14 protein-coding genes are annotated in these 20,263 nt (G+C 69.2%); 4 read left to right on the top strand and 10 right to left on the bottom strand.

The window, feature by feature from the left end; genetic code table 11:
• Nucleotides 1-255: 255 nt before the first annotated feature.
• On the bottom strand, nucleotides 256-1,755 hold the full coding sequence (locus tag RCH07_RS17685; RefSeq protein WP_326968798.1) for an NAD-dependent succinate-semialdehyde dehydrogenase: 1,500 nt from the start codon (nucleotides 1,753-1,755) through the stop codon (nucleotides 256-258).
• A gap of 264 nt (nucleotides 1,756-2,019) precedes the next feature.
• Entirely contained in the window at nucleotides 2,020-2,907 is an 888-nt protein-coding gene (rsmI, locus tag RCH07_RS17680) for a 16S rRNA (cytidine(1402)-2'-O)-methyltransferase (RefSeq protein ID WP_442784866.1), read from the bottom strand.
• A gap of 233 nt (nucleotides 2,908-3,140) precedes the next feature.
• On the opposite strand from rsmI, the gene RCH07_RS17675 reads away from it, so the two are divergent.
• Entirely contained in the window at nucleotides 3,141-4,868 is a 1,728-nt protein-coding gene (locus RCH07_RS17675; RefSeq protein ID WP_326968797.1) for a dolichyl-phosphate-mannose--protein mannosyltransferase, read from the top strand.
• A gap of 58 nt (nucleotides 4,869-4,926) precedes the next feature.
• Nucleotides 4,927-6,756 carry an AMP-dependent synthetase/ligase gene (locus RCH07_RS17670; protein WP_326968796.1) on the top strand — a complete coding sequence of 610 codons (1,830 nt, stop codon included), beginning with the start codon at nucleotides 4,927-4,929 and terminating at the stop codon, nucleotides 6,754-6,756.
• On the opposite strand, the gene RCH07_RS17665 is transcribed toward RCH07_RS17670, so the two are convergent.
• The 5 genes from RCH07_RS17665 to RCH07_RS17645 all read right to left on the bottom strand — a co-directional run bounded on the left by RCH07_RS17665 (nucleotide 6,737) and on the right by RCH07_RS17645 (nucleotide 12,065).
• A complete protein-coding gene (locus RCH07_RS17665; protein ID WP_326968795.1) occupies nucleotides 6,737-8,128 on the bottom strand; it encodes a TIGR01906 family membrane protein in 1,392 nt (463 codons plus the stop codon). The two genes, RCH07_RS17670 and RCH07_RS17665, sit on opposite strands and share 20 nt — an antisense overlap.
• 166 nt (nucleotides 8,129-8,294) lie before the next feature.
• The gene (locus RCH07_RS17660) at nucleotides 8,295-9,557 is read right to left on the bottom strand and encodes a L,D-transpeptidase (protein WP_326968794.1); all 1,263 of its coding nucleotides are present in this window, start codon (nucleotides 9,555-9,557) and stop codon (nucleotides 8,295-8,297) included.
• 128 nt (nucleotides 9,558-9,685) lie between these two features.
• Nucleotides 9,686-11,173: an adenosylhomocysteinase gene (gene ahcY / locus RCH07_RS17655; RefSeq protein WP_326968793.1), complete on the bottom strand. Its 1,488-nt coding sequence runs from the start codon at nucleotides 11,171-11,173 to the stop codon at nucleotides 9,686-9,688.
• 171 nt (nucleotides 11,174-11,344) lie between these two features.
• Nucleotides 11,345-11,593 carry a Trm112 family protein gene (locus RCH07_RS17650; protein WP_326968792.1) on the bottom strand — a complete coding sequence of 83 codons (249 nt, stop codon included), beginning with the start codon at nucleotides 11,591-11,593 and terminating at the stop codon, nucleotides 11,345-11,347.
• Between the two features lie 82 nt (nucleotides 11,594-11,675).
• Nucleotides 11,676-12,065 (bottom strand): DUF3499 domain-containing protein, encoded by a 390-nt coding sequence (locus RCH07_RS17645; protein ID WP_326968791.1) that lies wholly within the window; start codon nucleotides 12,063-12,065, stop codon nucleotides 11,676-11,678.
• 106 nt (nucleotides 12,066-12,171) lie between these two features.
• Between RCH07_RS17645 and RCH07_RS17640 the strand changes: the two genes are divergently transcribed.
• On the top strand, nucleotides 12,172-12,693 hold the full coding sequence (locus RCH07_RS17640; protein ID WP_326968790.1) for a metallopeptidase family protein: 522 nt from the start codon (nucleotides 12,172-12,174) through the stop codon (nucleotides 12,691-12,693).
• A gap of 524 nt (nucleotides 12,694-13,217) precedes the next feature.
• Here the strand turns inward: RCH07_RS17640 and RCH07_RS17635 are convergent.
• The 3 genes from RCH07_RS17635 to RCH07_RS17625 all read right to left on the bottom strand — a co-directional run bounded on the left by RCH07_RS17635 (nucleotide 13,218) and on the right by RCH07_RS17625 (nucleotide 19,052).
• Nucleotides 13,218-14,822 (bottom strand): DUF5719 family protein, encoded by a 1,605-nt coding sequence (locus RCH07_RS17635; RefSeq protein WP_326968789.1) that lies wholly within the window; start codon nucleotides 14,820-14,822, stop codon nucleotides 13,218-13,220.
• Nucleotides 14,823-15,087: 265 nt separating this feature from the next.
• Entirely contained in the window at nucleotides 15,088-18,480 is a 3,393-nt protein-coding gene (locus tag RCH07_RS17630; RefSeq protein ID WP_442784865.1) for a glycosyltransferase, read from the bottom strand.
• Nucleotides 18,481-18,509: 29 nt separating this feature from the next.
• On the bottom strand, nucleotides 18,510-19,052 hold the full coding sequence (locus RCH07_RS17625; protein ID WP_326968788.1) for a WhiB family transcriptional regulator: 543 nt from the start codon (nucleotides 19,050-19,052) through the stop codon (nucleotides 18,510-18,512).
• Nucleotides 19,053-19,401: 349 nt separating this feature from the next.
• On the opposite strand from RCH07_RS17625, the gene RCH07_RS17620 reads away from it, so the two are divergent.
• Nucleotides 19,402-20,106: a TIGR03089 family protein gene (locus tag RCH07_RS17620; protein ID WP_326968787.1), complete on the top strand. Its 705-nt coding sequence runs from the start codon at nucleotides 19,402-19,404 to the stop codon at nucleotides 20,104-20,106.
• Nucleotides 20,107-20,263 lie beyond the last annotated feature (157 nt).

Raw genomic sequence — 20,263 nt, 5'->3', positions numbered from 1 at the left:
TGTCCCTGGGCTGGACAATCGGACTGGACACCCGCCCAAGGGGACATGCCCCGCGCCGGGCCCAGCGGATGGACATAGTGTCATTATGCCCAGTCCCGGGTGCGAAAAATGAGCATGTCCCCCGGCGGAGCGCCGTGCGATCCTGGTCGAGGATCCACGACGGACTCCGCCGGGTGCGCCGCAGCTGGTGGCTCAGCGCCGCGGACGCACCGCGGTGGGAGAATGCCCTACTTTTCCTGGCTGGTTTCTTAGCACTTAGCCGGCGTAGGGGTCGGCGATCCCGATGTATTGCGTATAGAGGTATTCCTCGATGCCTTCCAGGCCGCCCTCGCGGCCCAGACCGGACTGCTTGATTCCGCCGAAGGGGGCTGCGGCATTGGAGACCACGCCGGCGTTCAGGCCCAGCATGCCGGTCTCCAGCCGTTCGCCCATCCGGATGCCCCGGTTGAGGTCCTTGGTGAAGACGTACGCCACGAGGCCGTACTCGGTGTTGTTGGCGAGCCTTACGGCCTCGTCCTCGGTGTCGAAGGTAATGATCGGGGCGACGGGGCCGAAGATTTCCTCGGAAAGGATCCGGGTACCTTCTGTGACACCCGTGAGAATGGTCGGCTGGTAGAAGTAACCGGGGCCCTCGACGGCGGAGCCGCCGATCACCGCGACCGCACCGGCGGACACGGCGTCGGACACCAGTTCGTGGACCTTATCGCGGCTCTTGGCATCGATCAGCGGGCCCACCTTGGAGTGGGCTTCGGTGCCACGTGCCGTGGTCATGTCCGCCATCTTCGCGGCGAACTTCTCCGCAAACTCGGCGGCCACGGACTCGTGGACGATGAAGCGGTTCGCGGCAGTGCAGGCCTCGCCCATGTTGCGCAGCTTGGCCAGCATTGCCCCGGCGACGGCGGCGTCGACGTCGGCGTCCTCGAACACCACGAATGGGGCGTTGCCGCCGAGTTCCATCGAGGTCCGCAGGACCGTTTCGGAGGCGTCCGAGAGCAAGCGGCGGCCGACCTCGGTGGAACCGGTGAAGGACAGTTTGCGGAGCCGGGAGTCCTTGATCAGCGGACCGGTGGTCGCCCCGGCCGTGGACGTGGGGATCACGTTCAGCACGCCGGCCGGCAGCCCCGCCTCCAGCATCACCGCGGCGAACAGCTGGGAGGTCAGCGGCGTCAGGTTCGCGGACTTCAGCACCATGGTGCAGCCGGCGGCCACGGCCGGGGCAACCTTGCGGGTGGCCATGGCCAGCGGGAAGTTCCAGGGTGTGATCAGCAGGCACGGTCCCACCGGCTTCTTCGTCACGAGCAGCCGGGACTTGCCGTCCGGGGACACCGAATAGCGGCCAAAAGCACGGACGGCCTCCTCGGAGAACCAGCGCAGGAACTCCGCCCCGTAGGTGACCTCGCCGCGGGCCTCGGCCAGCGGCTTGCCCATCTCCAGCGTCATCAGCAGCGCGAAGTCCTCGGCCCGTGCGGTGACGAGTTCGAAGGCCCGGCGCAGGATTTCCCCGCGCTCCCGCGGCGGAACCTTCGCCCACGACTCCTGGGCGGCGGCCGCGGCGTCCAGCGCTGCGGCCCCGTCCTCCGGACCGGCGTCGGCGATGCTCAACAGGACCTTGCCAGTGGACGGATCCTCGACGTCGAAAGTCTTCCCGGAGGCGGCCGGACGCCACTGCCCGTTGATCAGCAGGCCGGTGGGGACAGAAGCCAGCAGCGAGCTTTCGCGCTCGGCGGTGACAGTGGGCTGGGCGGTTACAGTCACAATTGACTCCCTCGTCGGCAATTCGGTGTGAACTCGGATTGGATGCCAGCACGGTCTCTCGTTCGACGGTCTCCCGCCCCCCGATGACGCACTGGATTTACTGCCACGGTACCGCCGGGCTCTCCGGAGTGTCTACGCCGGTACGCACTACAACCGGCCGAAAGCCCTGTGCAGGTGCACAACCACACCCCCGGCCCCGGATCCCGCCGGCCGTACCGCTGTACCGCACGGCTACCGCACGGCTACCGCACGGCTACCGCACGGTTACCGGGCGGCGAGAACGGCGGAGTACAACTCCCGTTTACTGACCCTGGCTTCTTCGGCGACGGCGGCAACGGCCTCCTTGAGCCGGATGCCCTGCCCTATCAGCGCATTGACCGCGGCCACGTGGTCCTCAGGTTTGCCGGGATCCCGTTCCGGGGCGCCGCCCACGACGACGGCGATCTCGCCGCGCACCTCGCTGCTCTCGGCCCATTCGAGCAGTTCGCGCAGGGTGCCGCGGATGACTTCCTCGTAGGTTTTGGTCAGCTCGCGGCAGATGGCGGCGCGCCGGTCGGCGCCGAACCGTTCGCGCAGGGCGCGGAGCATCGGCTCCAGGCGGTGCGGGGCCTCGAAGAACACCATGGTGCGCCGCTCGGCGTCGAGATCCGCGAGGCGGGAGGACCGTTCGCCGGCCTTGCGGGGCAGGAACCCCTCAAAGCAAAACCGGTCCGTCGGCAGCCCGGACAGCGCCAGGGCCGTCAGCACGGCGGAAGGCCCGGGGGCGGCAGTGACCGTCAGTCCGGCAGCGACGGCGCCCTCAACGAGGCGAAAGCCGGGGTCCGAGACGGACGGCATGCCAGCGTCGGTCACCATCACGAGGGTCTTCCCGGAGCGCACCTGGTCCAGGAGTTCGCCGGTCTTGGCCGCCTCATTGTGCTCGTGATAGCTGATGATCCGGCCGGCCACGGTAATGCCGAGGTTCGTGACGAGCCGGTGCAGCCGCCGGGTATCCTCTGCGGCAACGATGTCAGCCGTCTTCAGCAGCTCGATCAGCCGGTAGGTGGCGTCGCCGGCGTTGCCGATCGGAGTCGCGGCCAGCACGATCCGCCCCGGGCCCCCGGCCCACGGGCCCGCGGCCGGCTCCAGATCCTGGCCCGCGGCTGACTCCAGATCCGACTCCCGATCCTGGACTTCGTCCCGTGCGGTGCCGGCCCCGACCCCGGTGCCGGCGCCTACGCCGTCGCTTACGCCGATGGCGGGTCCGCCGCCGGCGTCGGAAAGAATCGGGGAGGTGCTGGGTTCATGGTCCACACGTCCAGCCTACTGCCGGCGCGGGCAGGCTCAGGCGCGGACCGGTGAAAGGACCGCCGAACGGACCGACGAAGACGGCGGCGAAAGGTAGCATGGGCAACGTGACGCAGACCCCCACGCGGCCTGCCGAGGCCGGTTCCGCCGGATCGGCGCCCCCAGCCACCGGTACAGGCAGCATCAGCCCCGGACGCAATCTTGAGGGGCACCGCTGGATCAGCCGCCCCTCGGAGGCTTTCACCGCCGAGGCCCTCAGAGAGCGCCTGACCGGCAGCATCCGGAGCTGGCGGGACTATCCGCCGTCGCTCCGGCTGTGGTTCTGGCTGATTCCCACCATCACCGCAGCCATCGGCGGGCTGCTGCGCCTCGTCCGGCTGGACACACCCCGTACCCTGGTCTTCGACGAGACGTACTACGTCAAAGACGGCTATTCCCTCCTGGTCAGCGGCTACGAGCGGGCCTGGCCGGAGAAGGCCAACGATTCCTTCATCGCCGGGAACCCCGGTGTGCTCCTGGACACGCCCGAATACGTGGTCCACCCGCCGGTGGGCAAATGGATGATCGCCGCGGGCATGTGGCTGTTCGGACCGGACAACGCCTACGGCTGGCGGTTCGGCGCGGCCCTGACCGGCACCCTGTCCATCTTCCTGCTGGCGCTGATCGCGCAGAAGCTCTTCCGCTCGCTGACCCTCGGGGCGGTGGCCGGAGTATTGCTGGCAGTGGACGGCCACCACCTCGTGATGTCCCGGACCGCTCTGCTGGACATCTTCCTGATGTTCTGGATCCTCGCGGCGTTCGGCGCGCTGCTGATGGACCGTGACGACGGCCGGCGCCGGCTCGCCAACCGGCTCGGCCGGCAGGCCGGGGCCTCCCCCGGCGGCCGGCCCACCGCGCTCCAGCTGGCCGCCGGTCCCTGGCTCGGCATCCGCTGGTGGCGCCTTGCCGCCGGGGTGTGCCTGGGCCTGGCGGTCGGCACCAAGTGGTCCGCACTGTTCTTCCTCGCCGGCTTCGGGCTGTTGACCGTCGTCTGGGATCTGAGCGCACGCCGGATCGCCGGGATCCACGGCTGGATCAGCGGCGGCATTCTCAAGGACGGCATCGTGGCCTTCCTGAGCATCGTCCCTGTGGCCGCCCTGGTCTACGCCGGCTCCTGGACCGGCTGGTTCCGGTCCAAAGACGCCTACTTCCGGCGCTGGGCCGAGACCAACCCCTCCGCCGAATGGGGCTGGCTGCCGGACTCCGTCCGGTCCCTCGCCCACTACCATCTCGAGGCCTACAAGTTCCACCAGGGCCTCAGCTCGGACCACCCGTACGAGGCCAATGCCTGGAGCTGGCTGGTCCTGGGCCGGCCCACCTCGTTTTTCTACGAGTCGCCCAAACAGGGCAGCCCCGGCTGCGACGCGGCCAGCTGCACCACAGCCATCCTGTCGGTCGGCAACCCGCTGATCTGGTGGAGCGCCGCAGCCTGCCTTGGCATCCTGCTGTTCTGGTGGGCCGGCCGGCGCGACTGGCGCGCGGGGGCCATCCTCTCCGCCGTGGCGGCGGGCTACCTCCCCTGGTTCCTGTACCCCGAACGCACCATGTTCTTCTTCTATGCCGTGTCCTTCGAGCCCTTCCTCGTGCTGGCTCTGGTGTACTGCCTGGGCCTGGTCCTGGGGCGGCGGGCGGACCCGCCCTGGCGGCGGCGCTCCGGACTGTACCTCGTGACGCTTTTCGTGGTCACGGCCGTAGTCATCTCCGCGTTCTTCTACCCGGTCTGGACCGCCGAGACCATCAGCTACCAGGACTGGCGCTTCCGGATGTGGATGCCGTCCTGGATCTAGGGCAGGATTGCTAGGGACGTCAGCCACCATCAGGCAAACCCGGAACGGAGACCAGGCTGTGAGAGAAGCAAGCACCGGACTGCTCGCGGAGCTGGACCCGGACAGCAATGTGACGGATCTGCTCCTGGAGCAGCATGCCAAGGATCCTGTGCATCCGCTCTACTCCCGCAAAGGCCCCGCCGGGTGGGCAGATATCCCCGCCCAGCAGTTCCTGGACCAGGTCACGGCGCTGGCCAGAGGCCTGGTCGCCGGCGGCATCACCCCTGGTGAAACGGTCGCAGTGATGTCCGCCACCCGCTATGAATGGACCTTGGTGGACTTCGCCATCTGGTTTGCCGGCGGCATCACCGTCCCCATCTACGAAACGTCCTCCGCCAGCCAGGTCGAGTGGATTTTGCACGATTCCGGCGCCCGGCGCGTCTTCGCCGAGAACCAGGCCACGGCAGCCCTCGTCCAGGGCGTCCTGGACAGCTCCGGCCGCCTCGGGGACCGGATGCTCCCGGTCATCCGGATGGACGACGACGGCGGCGCCCCGAACCTGGCCAGCCTCGCCGCCGCCGGTGCCGGCGTGGGCGACGCCGAGCTGGAACGGCACCGCTCCGCGGCGGGACTCGCCGACGTCGCCTCACTGGTCTACACCTCAGGCACCACCGGCCGGCCGAAGGGCTGCCAGATCACGCACGGGAACTTCGCCCTCGTTGCCAAGAACATCGTGCTGTTCCTGCCCGAGATCCTGCTGCAGCCCCGCTCCAGGACGATGATGTTCCTGCCGCTCGCCCACGTCCTCGCCCGCGCCGTCCAGGTGGTCTGCCTGAGCGCCGGCACTACACTGGGCCACACCTCCAACGCCAAGGAGCTGCTGGCGGACCTGGGCAACTTCAGGCCCACGTTTCTGCTGGTGGTGCCACGGATCCTCGAGAAGGTTTACGCCGGCGCAGCGCACAAGGCAGCCCTCGCCGGCAAAGCCCGGTTGTTCGAGACGGCGGCCGGCGTTGCCATCGACTACTCGAAGGCCCTCGATGCTGCCGCGCAGGGCAAAGGCGCCGGCCCGGGCCTGGTCACCCGCGCCAAGCATGCGGTCTTTGACCGGCTGCTGTACCCGAAACTGCGGCAGGTCCTCGGCGGCCAACTGGGCTACACGGTCTCCGGTGCGAGTCCGTTGAGCTCACACGACGCGCACTTCTTCCGCGGGGCCGGCATCCCCGTCCTCGAGGGCTACGGCCTCACCGAGACGACGGCGCCGTGCACGGCGAACACCCCGACCCGGACCAAGGTGGGCACCGTCGGCATTCCTGTGCCCGGGACCACCATCAGGATTGCCGACGACGGCGAGATCCTGGTTAAGGGCATCGGCGTCTTCAAGGGGTACCACTCCAACGCCGCGGCCAACACCGAGGCATTTGTGGACGGCTTCTTCCGCACCGGGGACCTCGGATCCCTCGACGAGGACGGCTTCCTGACGATCACGGGTCGGAAGAAGGACCTCCTGGTGACCGCCGGCGGCAAGAACGTCGCCCCCGGGCCGCTCGAGGAAAAGATCCGCGAACATCAGCTGGTGGCGCAGGCGATCGTGATCGGCGATGGCCGGCCGTTCGTTTCGGCCCTCGTCAACCTTGATCCGGAAGGACTGGAGAACTGGTGTGCCACCCACAAGGTTGCGGCGATGGGCCTCGCCGAGGCGACCGGCAATGAGCTGGTCCGGGCGGCTATCCAGGGCGCCGTGGACGAGGCGAACTCGCTCGTGTCCACGGCCGAGTCCATCCGCAGCTTCGTGATCCTGGCCGCTGACTTCACCGTGGAATCCGGGCACCTGACCCCCTCGCTCAAACTCAAGCGTGCCGCCGTCGTCCGGGACTACGAGGCACGCATCAACCGGATCTACGGCTGACGCCGTCGGCCGGATCGGCGGAGTCTTGCGCCGCCGCGCCCACACCAGCCGGGGCTGCCTCAACAGCCACCGTGCCCTGGGCTTCGCCTTCGGCCCCTCCCTGCCGGGCCTCAGCTTTACGGGCCTTGGACCACCGGAACCGGGATCCTTTCACCGCGGCGGGGTCTGCTGCATCCTCGGCCGGGGCGTCCGCAGCGGCGACAGCCGCAGCGTCCCCGGCCGGGCCGCCGTCGACGGTTCCGCGCTTTGGCAGGCCGCGGCGCTTGCGCGTCGGCCAGGTCAGGATCAAGGTGCCAAGCGAGACGAGCAGGACGAGGCCGCCGATCGTGATGCCTCCATCGACCCAGAACTGGCCCGGGAACAACCGGATCAGGGTGTCCTGCAGGGAGAACGTCCAGGTGCCGTTGGCGAAGAAAACGGCATGGAACTGGGTAAAGAACTGCTCCCAGCCGAGCACGGCCAGGGTTCCCAGCCCGATGATGACCGCAAGGGTGGCCACCGAGCCGGCAAAGAGCCCCCGGCGCACTCCCCCGGTGCTGCGGCGCCGCAGGTAGATCACGGCGATGAGGCTCAGCAGCAGCAGCAGGGCTCCTGCCCCGAACGCGGACATGATGACGAGCTTGACGTCAGCCATGTGGCTGACTTCGCCGTCCATAAAGAGCTTGTCCCCGCTGCGGTTCACGAGCTCCCCGAGGTAGCGAGGGCCTGACCAGTTGCTGAGATAGTCCACGGCGTACGAACCATAGGTCATCCGGTCGTCCGTGCTGAACCCGTAGCCGTCACCCGGGAAGCCCGGGCGGTTGTACTCCACCCAGAGGAACAGGGGGCTGGCGACGGCGCGGACTGCCAGCACCAGCAGGATGATCGGGAAGCAGACGGCGAGCAGGATCTGCATGACCCGGGGGGCAACGGGTTTGGCGTTCGCCGCGTGCTCGCGTTCGGCGTTCCGGCGCTCCACCTCTTCCTGCGGAGGCCGGATCTGCAGCGCGGACGTGGCCAGCGGCTCACTGAAGACCGCGCCGCTCCCGCTGTCCGGTCCCTGATCCGGTCCCCTGGCCGTCGTGGTGCCGGGCGATTCGACGGCGGCTTCCGCGGCCCGGCGGTCGGCCCGGCCGCCGGGCTGGCGACGGACGGGAGCGGCAGCCTCCGGCGTAGCGGCCCCCGTCGTTGCAGCCTCCGCTGCGGTAATCCCGGGTGCTGCAGCCTCCGCTGCTGCAGTCCCCCCTGCTGCCGCACTGTTCCCGGGCGCAATGTCGGAATTTCTTCCCGCGGCGGCGGTCTTCATCCATTCGAAGGCGGGTTCGTCGGAATCGTTGGCCGGATCCAGCTGCGGATCCTGCCGGTTCGGCGGGGTGGGACTATTGTCAGTCACTGCGTTTCGCTTCCGTAGGCGTCCGCGCCGCCGGGCCTGAACCGGGCGACGCTCATTATCTGCCTACGAGCCTACCGCCAGAGCCTCGGGACGGGCGAGATGCCACCCCGGTTGCCGCCGGGATTCGGCCGGCAAATTCCGGGCGGCCGGCGACGGCCGGCCGGGCTCAGCGTTTGGCGTACTGCGCCCAGGGTATGTTCCAGTCGCCAAAGCCCTCCAGCGGCTCCACCGGCGGCGCGCCGGTGTTGAGGGTCTGCACCACGTCGCCGGTCTTCATATTGTTGAAGAACCAGGTGGCGTCGGCCGGGAGCAGGCCCACACAGCCGTGCGAGACGTTGGACCTGCCGACCGCACCCCAGGCCGATTCGAGGGCCTGGTGGACGTAAACGCCGGACGTGGTCAGCCGGTTCGCATATTCAACGGTCAGCGGGGGGTAGTAGCCCTTGTCACCGGGCTTCAGACCGATGCTGCCGGCGTTGAACTTGGACGTGCGCTCCTGCTCCATGATGACGGCGAAGCCGGTGGGTGAGAGCCAGTCCGCGTCGCCCAGCGTGACCGGAGCGGTCCGGACCAGCTGCCCGTCGAAGTAGACGTTCATCGTTTTCGTTGTGTCGTCGACGACGGCGAGCCGCTGCGGCCCCACCTTGAAGGAGACCTTGGAGTCGGAGTTGCCGACCATCTTGTTGCCGAAGTCCACGCCGAAGAGTTTCAGGTCCACGCTGATCTGGCTGTTCGCGGCCCAGAATGCCTCGGGCCGGATCCGGACGCGCCGGTCCGAATACCAGTGCCACGCCACGGCCTGACCGGAGGAAACTGTCACGGTGACGGCTTTCTCCATGGCCTCCTTGTTCAGCACAGGCTCGCTGAAGACAATCTCGATGGGTTGACCAGCACCGACAGTTGTGCCGTTCAGCGGGTACACGGCGGCGTCCGCCTCGTTGGCCTTCGCTACCGTGGCAAATGTCTGCGCCTTCTTGGTTTCCCGTCCGGCCTGGTCGGCGACCGTAAAGCTGTACCTGTACTTGGTGTCGAATTCGAGCGGATCCTCCGCAGTCCAGGTCGAGCCGTCGGGACTGGTTGTCCCGCGCACCCGGTCACCGCCGGACGCAGGCTCCAGCACAACGTCTTTCACGACGCCGTTGACGGCCTTGACCGCGGGCAGGGCCGCGGGGTTGACGCCCTGCGCCCCGTCGTTCGGGGTCACACCGAGTTCAACGGGTTTCACCACCGGGGCCGCGAGGCCGGAGACGTTCCGCATCGGCGCCGAAGACTCCGAAGACATCTTCGCTTCGGCCCGGCCGGGAGCCGTCGCGATGCCGATTCCGCCCGCACCGACGACGGCGCAGAGCGAGAGTACGGCGAGCATCTTGCCGGCGCCGCGCGTGCGGCGTGCGGGCTGCCGTCGTCGACGACCGCTGTCTTCAGTCATGGCCATTTCCTGTGTTCCCCCACTGCTTTTCCTCCAAGCCCACATCAGAGCTCACGATGTCCTTGTACCAGCATAGGTGACCGTTCGCTGCGGGCCGCCGTCGTGGTGGCTGACGTTTCGCGGCTCCCTTAGTAGCGGTACTGCTCCGACTTATAGGGGCCGGCCACGTCGAGATCCAGATACTCGGCCTGCTCCTTGGACAGCTCGGTCAGTTCAACACCGAGGGCATCCAAGTGGAGCCGGGCCACCTTCTCGTCGAGGATCTTCGGCAGCACGTACACCTGCTTGCCGTACTCGCGCTCCCCCTCCGGCTGGTCGCGCTTCGTGAACAGCTCGATCTGCGCAATGGTCTGGTTGGCGAAGGAGTTGCTCATAACGAAGGACGGGTGTCCCGTGGCGTTGCCGAGGTTCAGGAGCCGGCCCTCTGAGAGGACGATGATGGAGCGGCTGTCCTCTCCCGTGGCCGGGACTGCCGCCAGGACCCACTCGTGGACCTGGGGCTTGATCTCGACCTTCTTGATGCCGGGGATCCGGGCCAGGCCGGCCATGTCGATCTCGTTGTCGAAGTGGCCGATGTTGCCCACAATGGCCTTGTCCCGCATGCCGGCCATGTGCTCGGCCATGATGACGTCTTTGTTGCCCGTGGTGGTGATGAAAATGTGGCCCTCGCTGAGGACGGATTCCAGCTTCGCCACCTGGTAGCCGTCCATGGCTGCCTGCAGCGCGCAGATCGGGTCGATTTCGGTGACGATCACACGCGAACCCTGGCCGCGGAACGCCTCCGCGGCGCCCTTGCCGACGTCGCCGTAACCGCAGACGACGGCGACTTTGCCGCCCATCAGGACGTCGGTGGCGCGGTTGATGCCGTCCGGCAGGGAGTGGCGGATGCCGTATTTGTTGTCGAACTTGCTCTTGGTGACGGAGTCGTTGACGTTGATCGCCGGGAACAGCAGCTTGCCCTGCTCGGCGAGCTGGTAGAGGCGGTGGACGCCGGTGGTGGTTTCCTCGGTGACGCCGAGCAGGCGGGAGCCGATGCGGGTCCACTTCTGCGGGTCCTCCTGCAGCGAGGCGCGCAGCACCTCGAGGAAGACACGGCCTTCCTCGGACTCGTCCGCGGCGGCGGACGGCACGGCACCGAGGGCTTCGACGTCGGCGCCCTTGTGCACGAGCATCGTGGCGTCGCCGCCGTCGTCGAGAATCATGTTCGGGCCCAAATCCGGGTTACTGTCCGCCCCGGGCCAGGTCAGGATCTGCTGGGCGGTCCACCAGTACTCCTCAAGCGTCTCGCCCTTCCAGGCGAACACGGGAACACCCTGCGGGTCCTCGACCGTTCCGTTACCGACCACGACGGCGGCGGCGGCTTCGTCCTGGGTGGAGAAAATGTTGCAGGAAGCCCAGCGGACCTCGGCGCCGAGGGCGGTGAGCGTCTCGATCAGCACGGCGGTCTGGACCGTCATATGCAGGGAACCGGCGATGCGGGCACCTTTCAGGGGCTGGCCGGCGCCGAACTCCTCGCGCAGGGACATGAGTCCGGGCATTTCGTGTTCGGCGAGGCGGATCTGGTGGCGGCCCGCCTCGGCCAGGGAGATGTCCGCGATCTTGTAGTCGAAAGTCATGAAAATCCTTCGTTGTAGCCGGCGGGGGCCGGTGGCCTGCATTGGGTGACCCTGTTTGTCGGTGACCTTGTGGGTCGGTGACTAACTGGTTATTCGGTGCTGAACGGCGGGCCGATGGGGCTGTGCGGCGACTATTCGGCGGAGCCTATCGGCGGAGTCTATCGGCGGAGTCTATCTAGCGGTGCGGCGGGGCCCGGCGTCGTGCTGCCCGGCGTCGTGCTGCCCGGCGCGGGCTGCGGCGGCCGCGGAGAGCAGCTCCGGCGGCAGCAACAGCGGGATGCCGTCTTCGATCGTATAGCGCAGCTTCTCGCCGGTTCCGCCCGCCGCAATGGTGACGAGTTCCTCGCCGTCCTGCACGAGCGCGGACCCGGTGACGGGGCATCTCAGGACAGACAACAGTTCGGCACTGATCTTCGGCATGGTGAACGCTCCCTGATGTGAGCCGCAGCAGGCGCCGGCGGCTGACGGATTTTGCAGTTCCCAGCCTACCGCCACTCGCGGCTCAGGAAGGTTCGCGCAGGATGCGCAGGTGCCCCCGGCGGGCGCCTTCGGCGGCGGCCGGCGCCTCCAACGCGGCGTGCACGCTCCGCCGCCCGTGGCCAGGCTCCGGAACGGCGGGCCGGACAGCGGCCTCACGGACGGCGTCGGCCAGCGCCAGCAGGTCATCGGGCCCGGGTCCGGCGGGGACGGCCGGCATAGCGAGCCGCAACACTTCCCAACCGCGCGGAACGGTCAACGATCCGGCGTGCTGTTCACACAGGTCATAACAGTGCGGTTCGGCGTACGTTGCCAGCGGCCCCAGGACGGCGGTGGAATCGGCATAGACGTACGTCAAAGTTGCCACCGCCGAATTGCGGCAGGCTGACCTTGAACAAAGACGGATTGCACCCACGACATCACAGACTACTCCCCCGGTCCGCCGGCCGCCGTCCGACGCGCTGACGGCGGGTCGCGGAGCCCATATCGCGCAAATCATCCGCCGGGTTTAGAGTCGAGATATGCAGTCATCGCGCCACGATCCCGGTTTTACGGTCCGGATGGCTGACCCCGACGCCGGTCCCGAGTCCGGCAGCCCCGGCCTGTCCGTTGTGCCGAGAGGCTTCCGCCAACGCCGCAGGAACAGGCACAGCCGCGGTCTCCGCGGCGAGCTTATGCTGTCCACCCTGCCCGGCTACCGGACCCGCTCGGACCGCTTCGACGACTTTGTGCTGGACTCGGCCGAGCGCCTGCACGATATCTGGGGCAAGCCGCTGGACGGCGTCCGCTTTGCCGTGGACGAAATCCCGCCGGGCCTGGAGAGGCTGGTGGCGGACGGGTCGCCCGCTCCGATGGGCTCCTATGCACCCGCGACGGCGGAGGAAGGCCCGGTGATCACGCTGTACCGGCGGGTTGTCGAGCACGCCTGCGGCAGCAGGGAGGAACTCCAGGACCTTGTGCACGACGTCGTGGTGGAGCACACAGCCGAGATGCTCGGCGTGCCACCCGAATCACTGGATCCGGTATACCGCCGCCGCTACTAGCTGGCAGCACAGCTTCGTCCGCCGGGATCTCACGGCGGGACTGGCGGTAATTTTCGTCAGTTCGTCGGGGTCCAAGCGGGGCCACAGCCTTTTCGCGCCGGGGGACATGCCCATTCTTCGCGCCCGGGACTGGGCATAATGCCCATCTGTCCATCCGCTGGCCCCGGCGCGGGGCATGTCCATTCAGGCGCGACGCGGGTCCGGAGCCGCAAAGCCGGGCTGCTCCGCCGCGCCAGGGGGGCATGTCCATTCTTCGCACCCGGGACCGGGCATAATGACACTCTGTCCATCCGCTGGCCCCGGCGCGGGGCATGTCCAGTCAGGCGCGACGCGGGTCCGGAGCCGCAAAGCCGGGCTGCTCCGCCGCGCCAGGGGGACATGCCCATTCTTCGCACCCGGGACTGGGCACAATGCCAATCTGTCCATCCGCTGGCCCCGGCGCGGGGCATGTCCCTGGGCCCGGGGTTCCCACGCCCCGGGAGCCGGGCCCCCGAGGGCCCCCGAGGGCCCAGCGAAGTTGCCCGCTAATACCCCAGTGTGACCGGCACCTGTTCCTGCCCTGCCGCCCCCGGGACGACGGCGACGGTGGACACATCCTGCGTGCCGTCCTGCTGCAGCAGCACGGCGCCATAGGCCGGGTCACCCGCGGCGGACACCAGGTAGCCGACTATCGGCGAGCCGTCTACGTCGGCCGGCACCCGGATGGACACGGTGGTAGCACCGGCGATGTCGGCGGCCGCGGCGGCCCGGATCTTGCCGTCGGCGGTGATCGGGGTGTAAGAGATCCTGGCACGGCCTTCCGGGGCCCCGAACACGAGGAACCGGTCGCCCGTCCCCGGCACCGGAACCACGTGCTGGCTTCCGAGCCTGGCCGAGGCCGGTGACCATGCGAGGTCGGAGGCGTCCTCTGCCTTGGCGCCCCTCGTGAGACGGGCGGCGGCGGCAAAGGAGACGTCCGAGCTCAATGCCACGGTGTAGGGGCCGGCCGGAACGCCTGCCAGCGGGACTTCGGTGACGGTGCCGGCCTTGGCCGTGACGACCCCGCCGCCCGGCAGTGGCTTCTGGCCGTCGCGCCCGTAGAGCTTGATGGCAACGACCGCGTCGGCGGAGCCGGGCACCGTGATCTGCAAGGCCGGTGCGGCATCGGCGAAGCCGGATTTCACGGTAAGCGCCGCGAGGCTGGCGGGATCCTGGACGTCGACTCCGGGAATCACCTGGCGGATCGCCGGCGCCGCACCCGGGGCAATGAAGTCGACACCGCCGGGCGTGAGCCCACGCAGCACACTCTGCTGGATCACCGCGGCGACCGGGCCGCCGGCGCTTCGCACGCGGACGCTGAGACGTTCCTGCCCCGGAGCCAGACCGGCCAGAATGATGGACCGGGTGCTGCCCGGAGCCACGAGGAGCCCTCGGCTGCCCGGGGCCGGAACAGGGCCCTTCGCGCCGTAGAGGTCCAGGTTCACGGTGGCCGGGGTGCTGGAGGCGTTGCTGATATTGAGTACGGCTGTCCGGCCGACGGCGGTGTTGGCGCCGACGAGCCAGAGATCGTTGGCCGGCTGCTGGCAGGCGGCCGCTGCCGAGCCGCGCAGGTCCCCGTCGCTGGCGGTGTAGCTCATGACGGCGCCAGCTGAGGCCTGCCGGTCCGCCTGGGCGTCGGCGCTGAGGACGCTCACGGCGTCGACGCCTCGCTGGGGCACCACGCCCGCCAGCAGCACCGGCGGTCCGGCCGCCGGCCTGGCGACGGCGGCCGAGGGGCCTTGCGGGCCCGGCGCCGGGGTGCCCTTGGCGAGCTCCACCAGGGCGCTGCCGGTGAGCGAGGAGAGCCGGCTGCCGGGCAGGACCCCGGCGCTTGAGCTGAGCACAACGGCGTTGACGAGGCTCTTTGCGGTGGCCGATTCCGGGCTGAATTGCGGATCGGTGCCCACCGGCGCGCCTTCCAGCAGCCGGGCCGGCCCGGGGCACACGCCGACGCTGCTGCCGGCGGGCACGGACGCCAGCGGCACCTCAAGCTGCCGGCTGCTGCCGGGCCCCTGGGGTGCGAGCGCCACCGCCGAGACGAGCCCGCCGCCGGCGGCGACCAGGACGAGGGCGGACAGCACTCCGGCCACCCCGCCGCCGCGCGGAAGCACTTTCAGCCGCGACCGGATCCGGCCGGACGTGCCGGGCTCAGGCAGAGTGGTCGGCTCAGGCGGAGTGCCGGGCTCAGGCAGAGTGGCCGGCTCAGGCAGAGTGGCCGGCTCAGGCAGAGTGGTCGGCTCAGGCAGAGTGGCCGGCTCAAGCGGTGTTGCAGTGCCGCTTGGGCCGGTGCCGCTTGGGCCGGTGCTACCAGGGCCGGTGTTGGCGCCGGCGTCCGCCCCGGCGCCAAGCTTGCGTTCAGCGCTGGAATTGTCGTCCTTATGCATGCTGGTGTTCCTTACGCAGGGAGCCTTCGTCCCTGGAGAGTCCGGTGTTCGGCCGGCGGGCAGGCATGGGGATGGCCAGCAGCACGGTCAGGCCGATCACAACGGCCTGGCTGATTCCGGCCCAGAGGGCCCACGGCGATTCATAGCGGAGGCTTAACTGGCCGCCCTGGGCGGGCAGCGTGAACGCCTGCGCCCAGTCCGAGCTGGTGGCGGTCAGCCGCCGGCCGTCCAGCCAGGCGCTCCAGCCCGGATCGGCACGCTCGGCCAGGACGACGAGGCGTCCCTCCGGCCCGGCCGGCACCGCCGTGTCGGCCGAGACGGCCCCGGAGGGGACGAGCCCGACTGTGGACCCGCCGCCGTCGACGATCCGTACTCGGTGCGCCACGTCGGCCGCCTTGATCACCGGCTGGTTCAGCGGACTGATCCGCCAGAGCCAGCCGACGTCCGTTTTGCCGACTGCGACAAGTCCTGGAACGGCATCCATCCGGCTCGCCGTCAGCTGGGCTGCTGTGTCCGTGGCCCGCAGGACCACAAAACCGACCCCGAGCCGTTCCAGGTCGTAGCGCGGATCAACGCCCTGGCCGGCCACGATCGTGGCCACCACGCCGCGAAGGGAACCAGCGACGGCGTCGTCACCGCGGACTGTTTCCTGTCCGGGAGCCCCCATGATGGGACGCGCCGCGGCGATGGCGGAAAGCGCGTCGAGGGTCGTACCTGCCCCGCGCATCAGCGACGCGTCGTACGCACCGTTCTCACCGGTTGAGATGAGGAGGGTGCGCGACTTTTCCGGTCCCTCGCCGCGGTCGATCGCCGTGGCCGGGAGTGTGCGGGACTTGGCGGGCTGCACCAGCCGCGGTGTGCCGAGCGAACCGGCGGCCGCGACGGGAGGAGGCGTCGCTGGAGAGGACGCGTCCGCCGCAGTTGCGTCCGGAGCGGCGGGCTGCACAAGGTTCTGCGCGGCCCACACGGTAAGTCCGGCCAGCGGTCCGGCGAGCAGCAGGACCACGGCCGTGACCGCAGCGGAGCGGATCAGGATCCTGCGGCCGGTGGTCGCCGCGGCAGCCCGGTCGGCGGAGTCCAGCAGGGCCTCGGCGCCGATCAGCGCCGCGCCCAGGACGGCGAACACGGCGGCGGACACCGCCGGTCCGGTGAACGGGGTGACCAGGGTACTGCCGCTGACGCCGGACGCGAAGTGTCCGGCCAGCCAGCCGCCGGCCAGCACCAGGACGGCGGCGGCCCACAGGCTGCGGGCAACCCTGGCACGCCGGCTCGGCCGGAACAAGCCGGCGAGGGCCAGGATCAGGACCGGCACGCCGATCAGCAAAGCGAGCAGCAGCGCCCACGGCACGGCCGGCGCCCCGGCGGAGCCGCCGAATACCGGGAGCCCGGTAAGGCCGCCGCCGGCGGCGAAGTGCAGCGGCTGGCCGAGCGCCTGCTGCCAGAGCGGGGCCGCGTCAAAACCCAGCGGCAGTCCGGGGTCGGCAAGCAGGGCCCGGGGCCGGTCGAGGGTGGAGAGGAGGAACGGCAGGAACAGTGCGAGGCTCGGCAGCAGCGCCCACCACACGGTCCGGCCGCGGCGGCCCAGGAGGACGCCGCAGAGCGCCACCAGGATGATGGAAGGCACCAGCAGGGAGGGCGCTGCCGCCGTGACGACGGCCAGCGCGAGGCCGGCTGCGGCGGCGGCGGTCCACGAGGGCGTGCCGTTAATTCCGGGCTTGACGGGCGGCGCCTCGGTGAAACGTCGCTCCCCCGGGGCGGGAACCGCATAGCGGCCGCGGCCGGCGGCGGTACCGGTGGCCCGCAGCAGAGCGAGCACCAGCAGCGGAATCATGAGGTGGGCCAGCAGCGCGCCCACGCGCCCCTGGTTGAGTGCCACCTGAAGGGCCGGCGCGCCGGCCCAGACGAAGGCTGCGGCCACCCGGAGCCGGCGCCGCTGGGTCAGGGCGCCGGCCGCGAACCAGGCGCCGAGGGCGGACAGCGGCATGGCCAGGAGCAGGAGCCAGGTCAGGGCGCCATTGGCATCGCCGGCGCCAAGTACACCGAAGACCCACAGCACGTAGCCGAAAGGGTCACCATGGCCGGGAAGCCCCCCGCCCAGCGTGATCCACCACCCGGACGCATGGTGCCAGATCTCGGACAGCCGGAGGGAGACCGGGATCAGGGCGCCGCCCGAGACGGCCTCGGCCCGCCACAGGCCCGGCAGGCCGATCAGGGACGCCGCGGCGGTGAGGAGCACGGCGAGCAGCGCACCGTTGCCCACCCAGCTGCGCTCGGACGTGGTCAGGGCCGCGAAGTCGTCGGCAGAGTCACCGCTGGGCTGTTCGTCCTGCGGGTCCTGGCCGGAGAGCCCCTCGCTGGAGCCGTCGCTGCCGAGGGCCTCCATCAGGGAGCGACGGTGGGCCCAGACCTCACGCCGGGGTGCCTGCAGTCCCTTGATGACGGAACGGCGGATCCGCCGGGTCCGGGCGGCATTGCGCCGGCCCCGGACCACGGCGGCGGGGCGTCCCAGCGCGGCGAAAGTCGCCAGCAGCTGGGAAAACCCGTGCCCCGGGTCTTTGACCGCGATGCTCAGGACAAGCTTGAAGAGGCTCCCCAGCAGGGCGCCCACGGCGTGCAGCGGCACCTTCCAGGCGGCGGAGTGCTTGAGCCGCAGATGGACTTGGGCCTTGCGGGCCGCCGTCGCATTGCCCAGGGCATGCGGTCGGTGGGAGACATGGAACATCCTGGCGCTGGGGACTACCACCACGCGGTGTCCGGCGAGCCGGTTGCGCCAGCAGAAGTCGACGTCGTCGCCGCTGCCCGGCAGCGCAGGGTCGAAGCCGCTGAGGTCTTCCCAGACGTCGCGGCGGACAAGCATGCCGGCAGAGTTGACCGCGAAGGTGTCGCTGCGGCCGTCGTACTGCCCCTGGTCCAGTTCGTCGGCGTCGATAAGCGTCAGCCGCTCAGCCCAGCGGCTGGTGGAGAGTCCGACGTCGATCAGGCGCCTTTCGGCGTGCCAGTCCAGCTGTTTGCAGCCGGCCACGGTGACGGACGGTGCCCGCTCCACGGCCTGCAGCAGCTCGGCGAGGGCCTCGGGGCCAGGTGCGGCGTCGTCGTGCAGGAGCCAGATCCATTCGGAGCCCGGGGCGCTGCTTTCCGACGCCCTTCCGGGGTTGCCGGGCCAGGGCGCGTGGGCCTTGAGCCCGGCCCTGACCGCGCCGCCCATACCGCTTCTGGTCTTGTCGAAAACGGTGACGTTGGCCTTACCGAAAGCCTGTTCGAGGAGGGCTGCCGAGTGGTCACGGGAGCCGGTGTCTACCCCGATGAGGGCATCCGCCGGCCGGGTCTGGCCCGCCAGCGCCGCGAGGGTCCTGGGGAGAAAGCCGCCGCCGTCGTGGGAGACCACGACGGCGGTGACTCGTACATCCTGAAGAATTAGATTGCTCGCTTCCTAAGCCGGCGCCGCTCGCGCTCGGAGAGACCGCCCCAGATACCGAACCGCTCGTCGTTGGACAAGGCGTATTCGAGGCACTGCGACCGCACATTGCACGCCCCGCAGACCTTCTTGGCATCGCGGGTGGAGCCGCCCTTCTCGGGGAAGAACGCCTCCGGGTCCGTCTGCGCACACAGCGCATCCGTCTGCCATCCGAGCTCGCCTTCATCGTCGAAGTCCTGCTGGGAGGGCAATCCGATCCAGACCGGCTGCGCGGTGGTGCCTGCGTGGAGCGTCTGCAGTTCCATCGGCGGATCGTGGAGATCGTTCTCCTGGTCCGGTCCGGCCAGAAGTTCATCGTGCGCCGCGAGGAAGGCGGTGGCCGCCTCCTGCAGGGAGTCCCTGGTGTGTTCGTTGTAACGGTCCGCTGCGTCCGGATCGGCCGGATCCACATACCAGTCGCTCGGCACCCCGCGCGAACGGTATTTCGCCGTGGCCTGGCCGGCAACGACGGCATCTTCATGGATACGCTCTGCTAGCCCCATTGGCGTTTCCTCTCTGATTTTGCAGCCTTTGCCTGACACTTGGACACTCGGTTATGTGCCGGTTTCTGCGCATTGGCTTTCGATACCTAATTACACGCGTGTAAGTATCACCGAGTCAAGCCACGGCGGAGATAATAATCAACTTGGCACAAGGAATTGCGGCACGCCACGCCCTGATTTTTTTGGTAGCAGCCCCAAAATTCCGCGGAATAATAAGGCTACTGAGCACTCCCGGCTGTTTTTGCCGAAATCCCGGGGAATTTTCGGTGAACACCCGGGGCGCCAGGAAGCCCTGCCGCTCGGGGTGTGAGGGAGATCACACCCGACGCCGCCGTGGCAGGATGATTCCATGAGTATCCCGGCAATAGAACTGATGACAGCCCTGCGTTCCGGCCAGTCCACCTCGCCCCGGCTGACCTGGTACGGACCGAATTCGGAGCGCGTCGAGCTGTCCGGCCGGGTCCTGGACAACTGGGTGGCAAAGACCAGCAACCTCCTGCAGGACGAGCTGGACGCCGAACCGGGGACCCGCCTGCGGCTTGACCTGCCCGCCCATTGGAAATCCGTGATTCTTGCCCTGGCGGCGTGGCAGCTCGGCATGGAACTGGTGCTCGACGACGCCGACGCCGACTTACTGGCGACCGCGGATCCGGGACCCGCCGCAGCGCAGGGGGCCTTCGACGTCGTGATGGCGGTGGCGCTGCCGGCATTGGCCATGCGTTGGCCGGGCGGGCTGCCCACCGGCGTCGTTGACTATGCCGCCGAAGTCCGCTCCCACGGCGACGTCTATCTGGCGCACGCCGATCCGGAGGCCTCGCGGCGGGCCGTCCGGACCGCCGCCGGCACGGCGCACACACACGGCGAACTGCTGAACGGTTTCGCGGCAGCCCACGACGACGGGCCGCGCCTGCTGGTACGGGCCGGTGACGGCCTGGAATCGGCGTTGGCGCAGTCTTTGGGGGCGTGGAAAAGCGACGGTTCGGTGGTGCTGGTGCACCCCGATGTCGAAGTGACGCAGAAGCTGCTCAGCGGCGAACGTATCCGCGGACACTGAGCCCGCAGGCATGCTGCCGGGCCCGCCGGCGCGCCGCTAGGTGCGTGGGTCGGTAGCGGTTTGCCGGTTCCGCAGGTTTGCGTCGTGACGGCGCGGAGGCCGGGTCTCCTTTCTGGAAGGGGGCCCGGCCTCCTGGCATTTTCGCGATAGGAAGCCT

Source organism: Arthrobacter sp. CG_A4 (assembly GCF_035985125.1).
Lineage (GTDB): Bacteria > Actinomycetota > Actinomycetes > Actinomycetales > Micrococcaceae > Arthrobacter.
The sequence above is the reverse complement of the archived record's forward strand: the minus strand, read 5'-3'. Positions and strand labels throughout refer to the sequence as shown.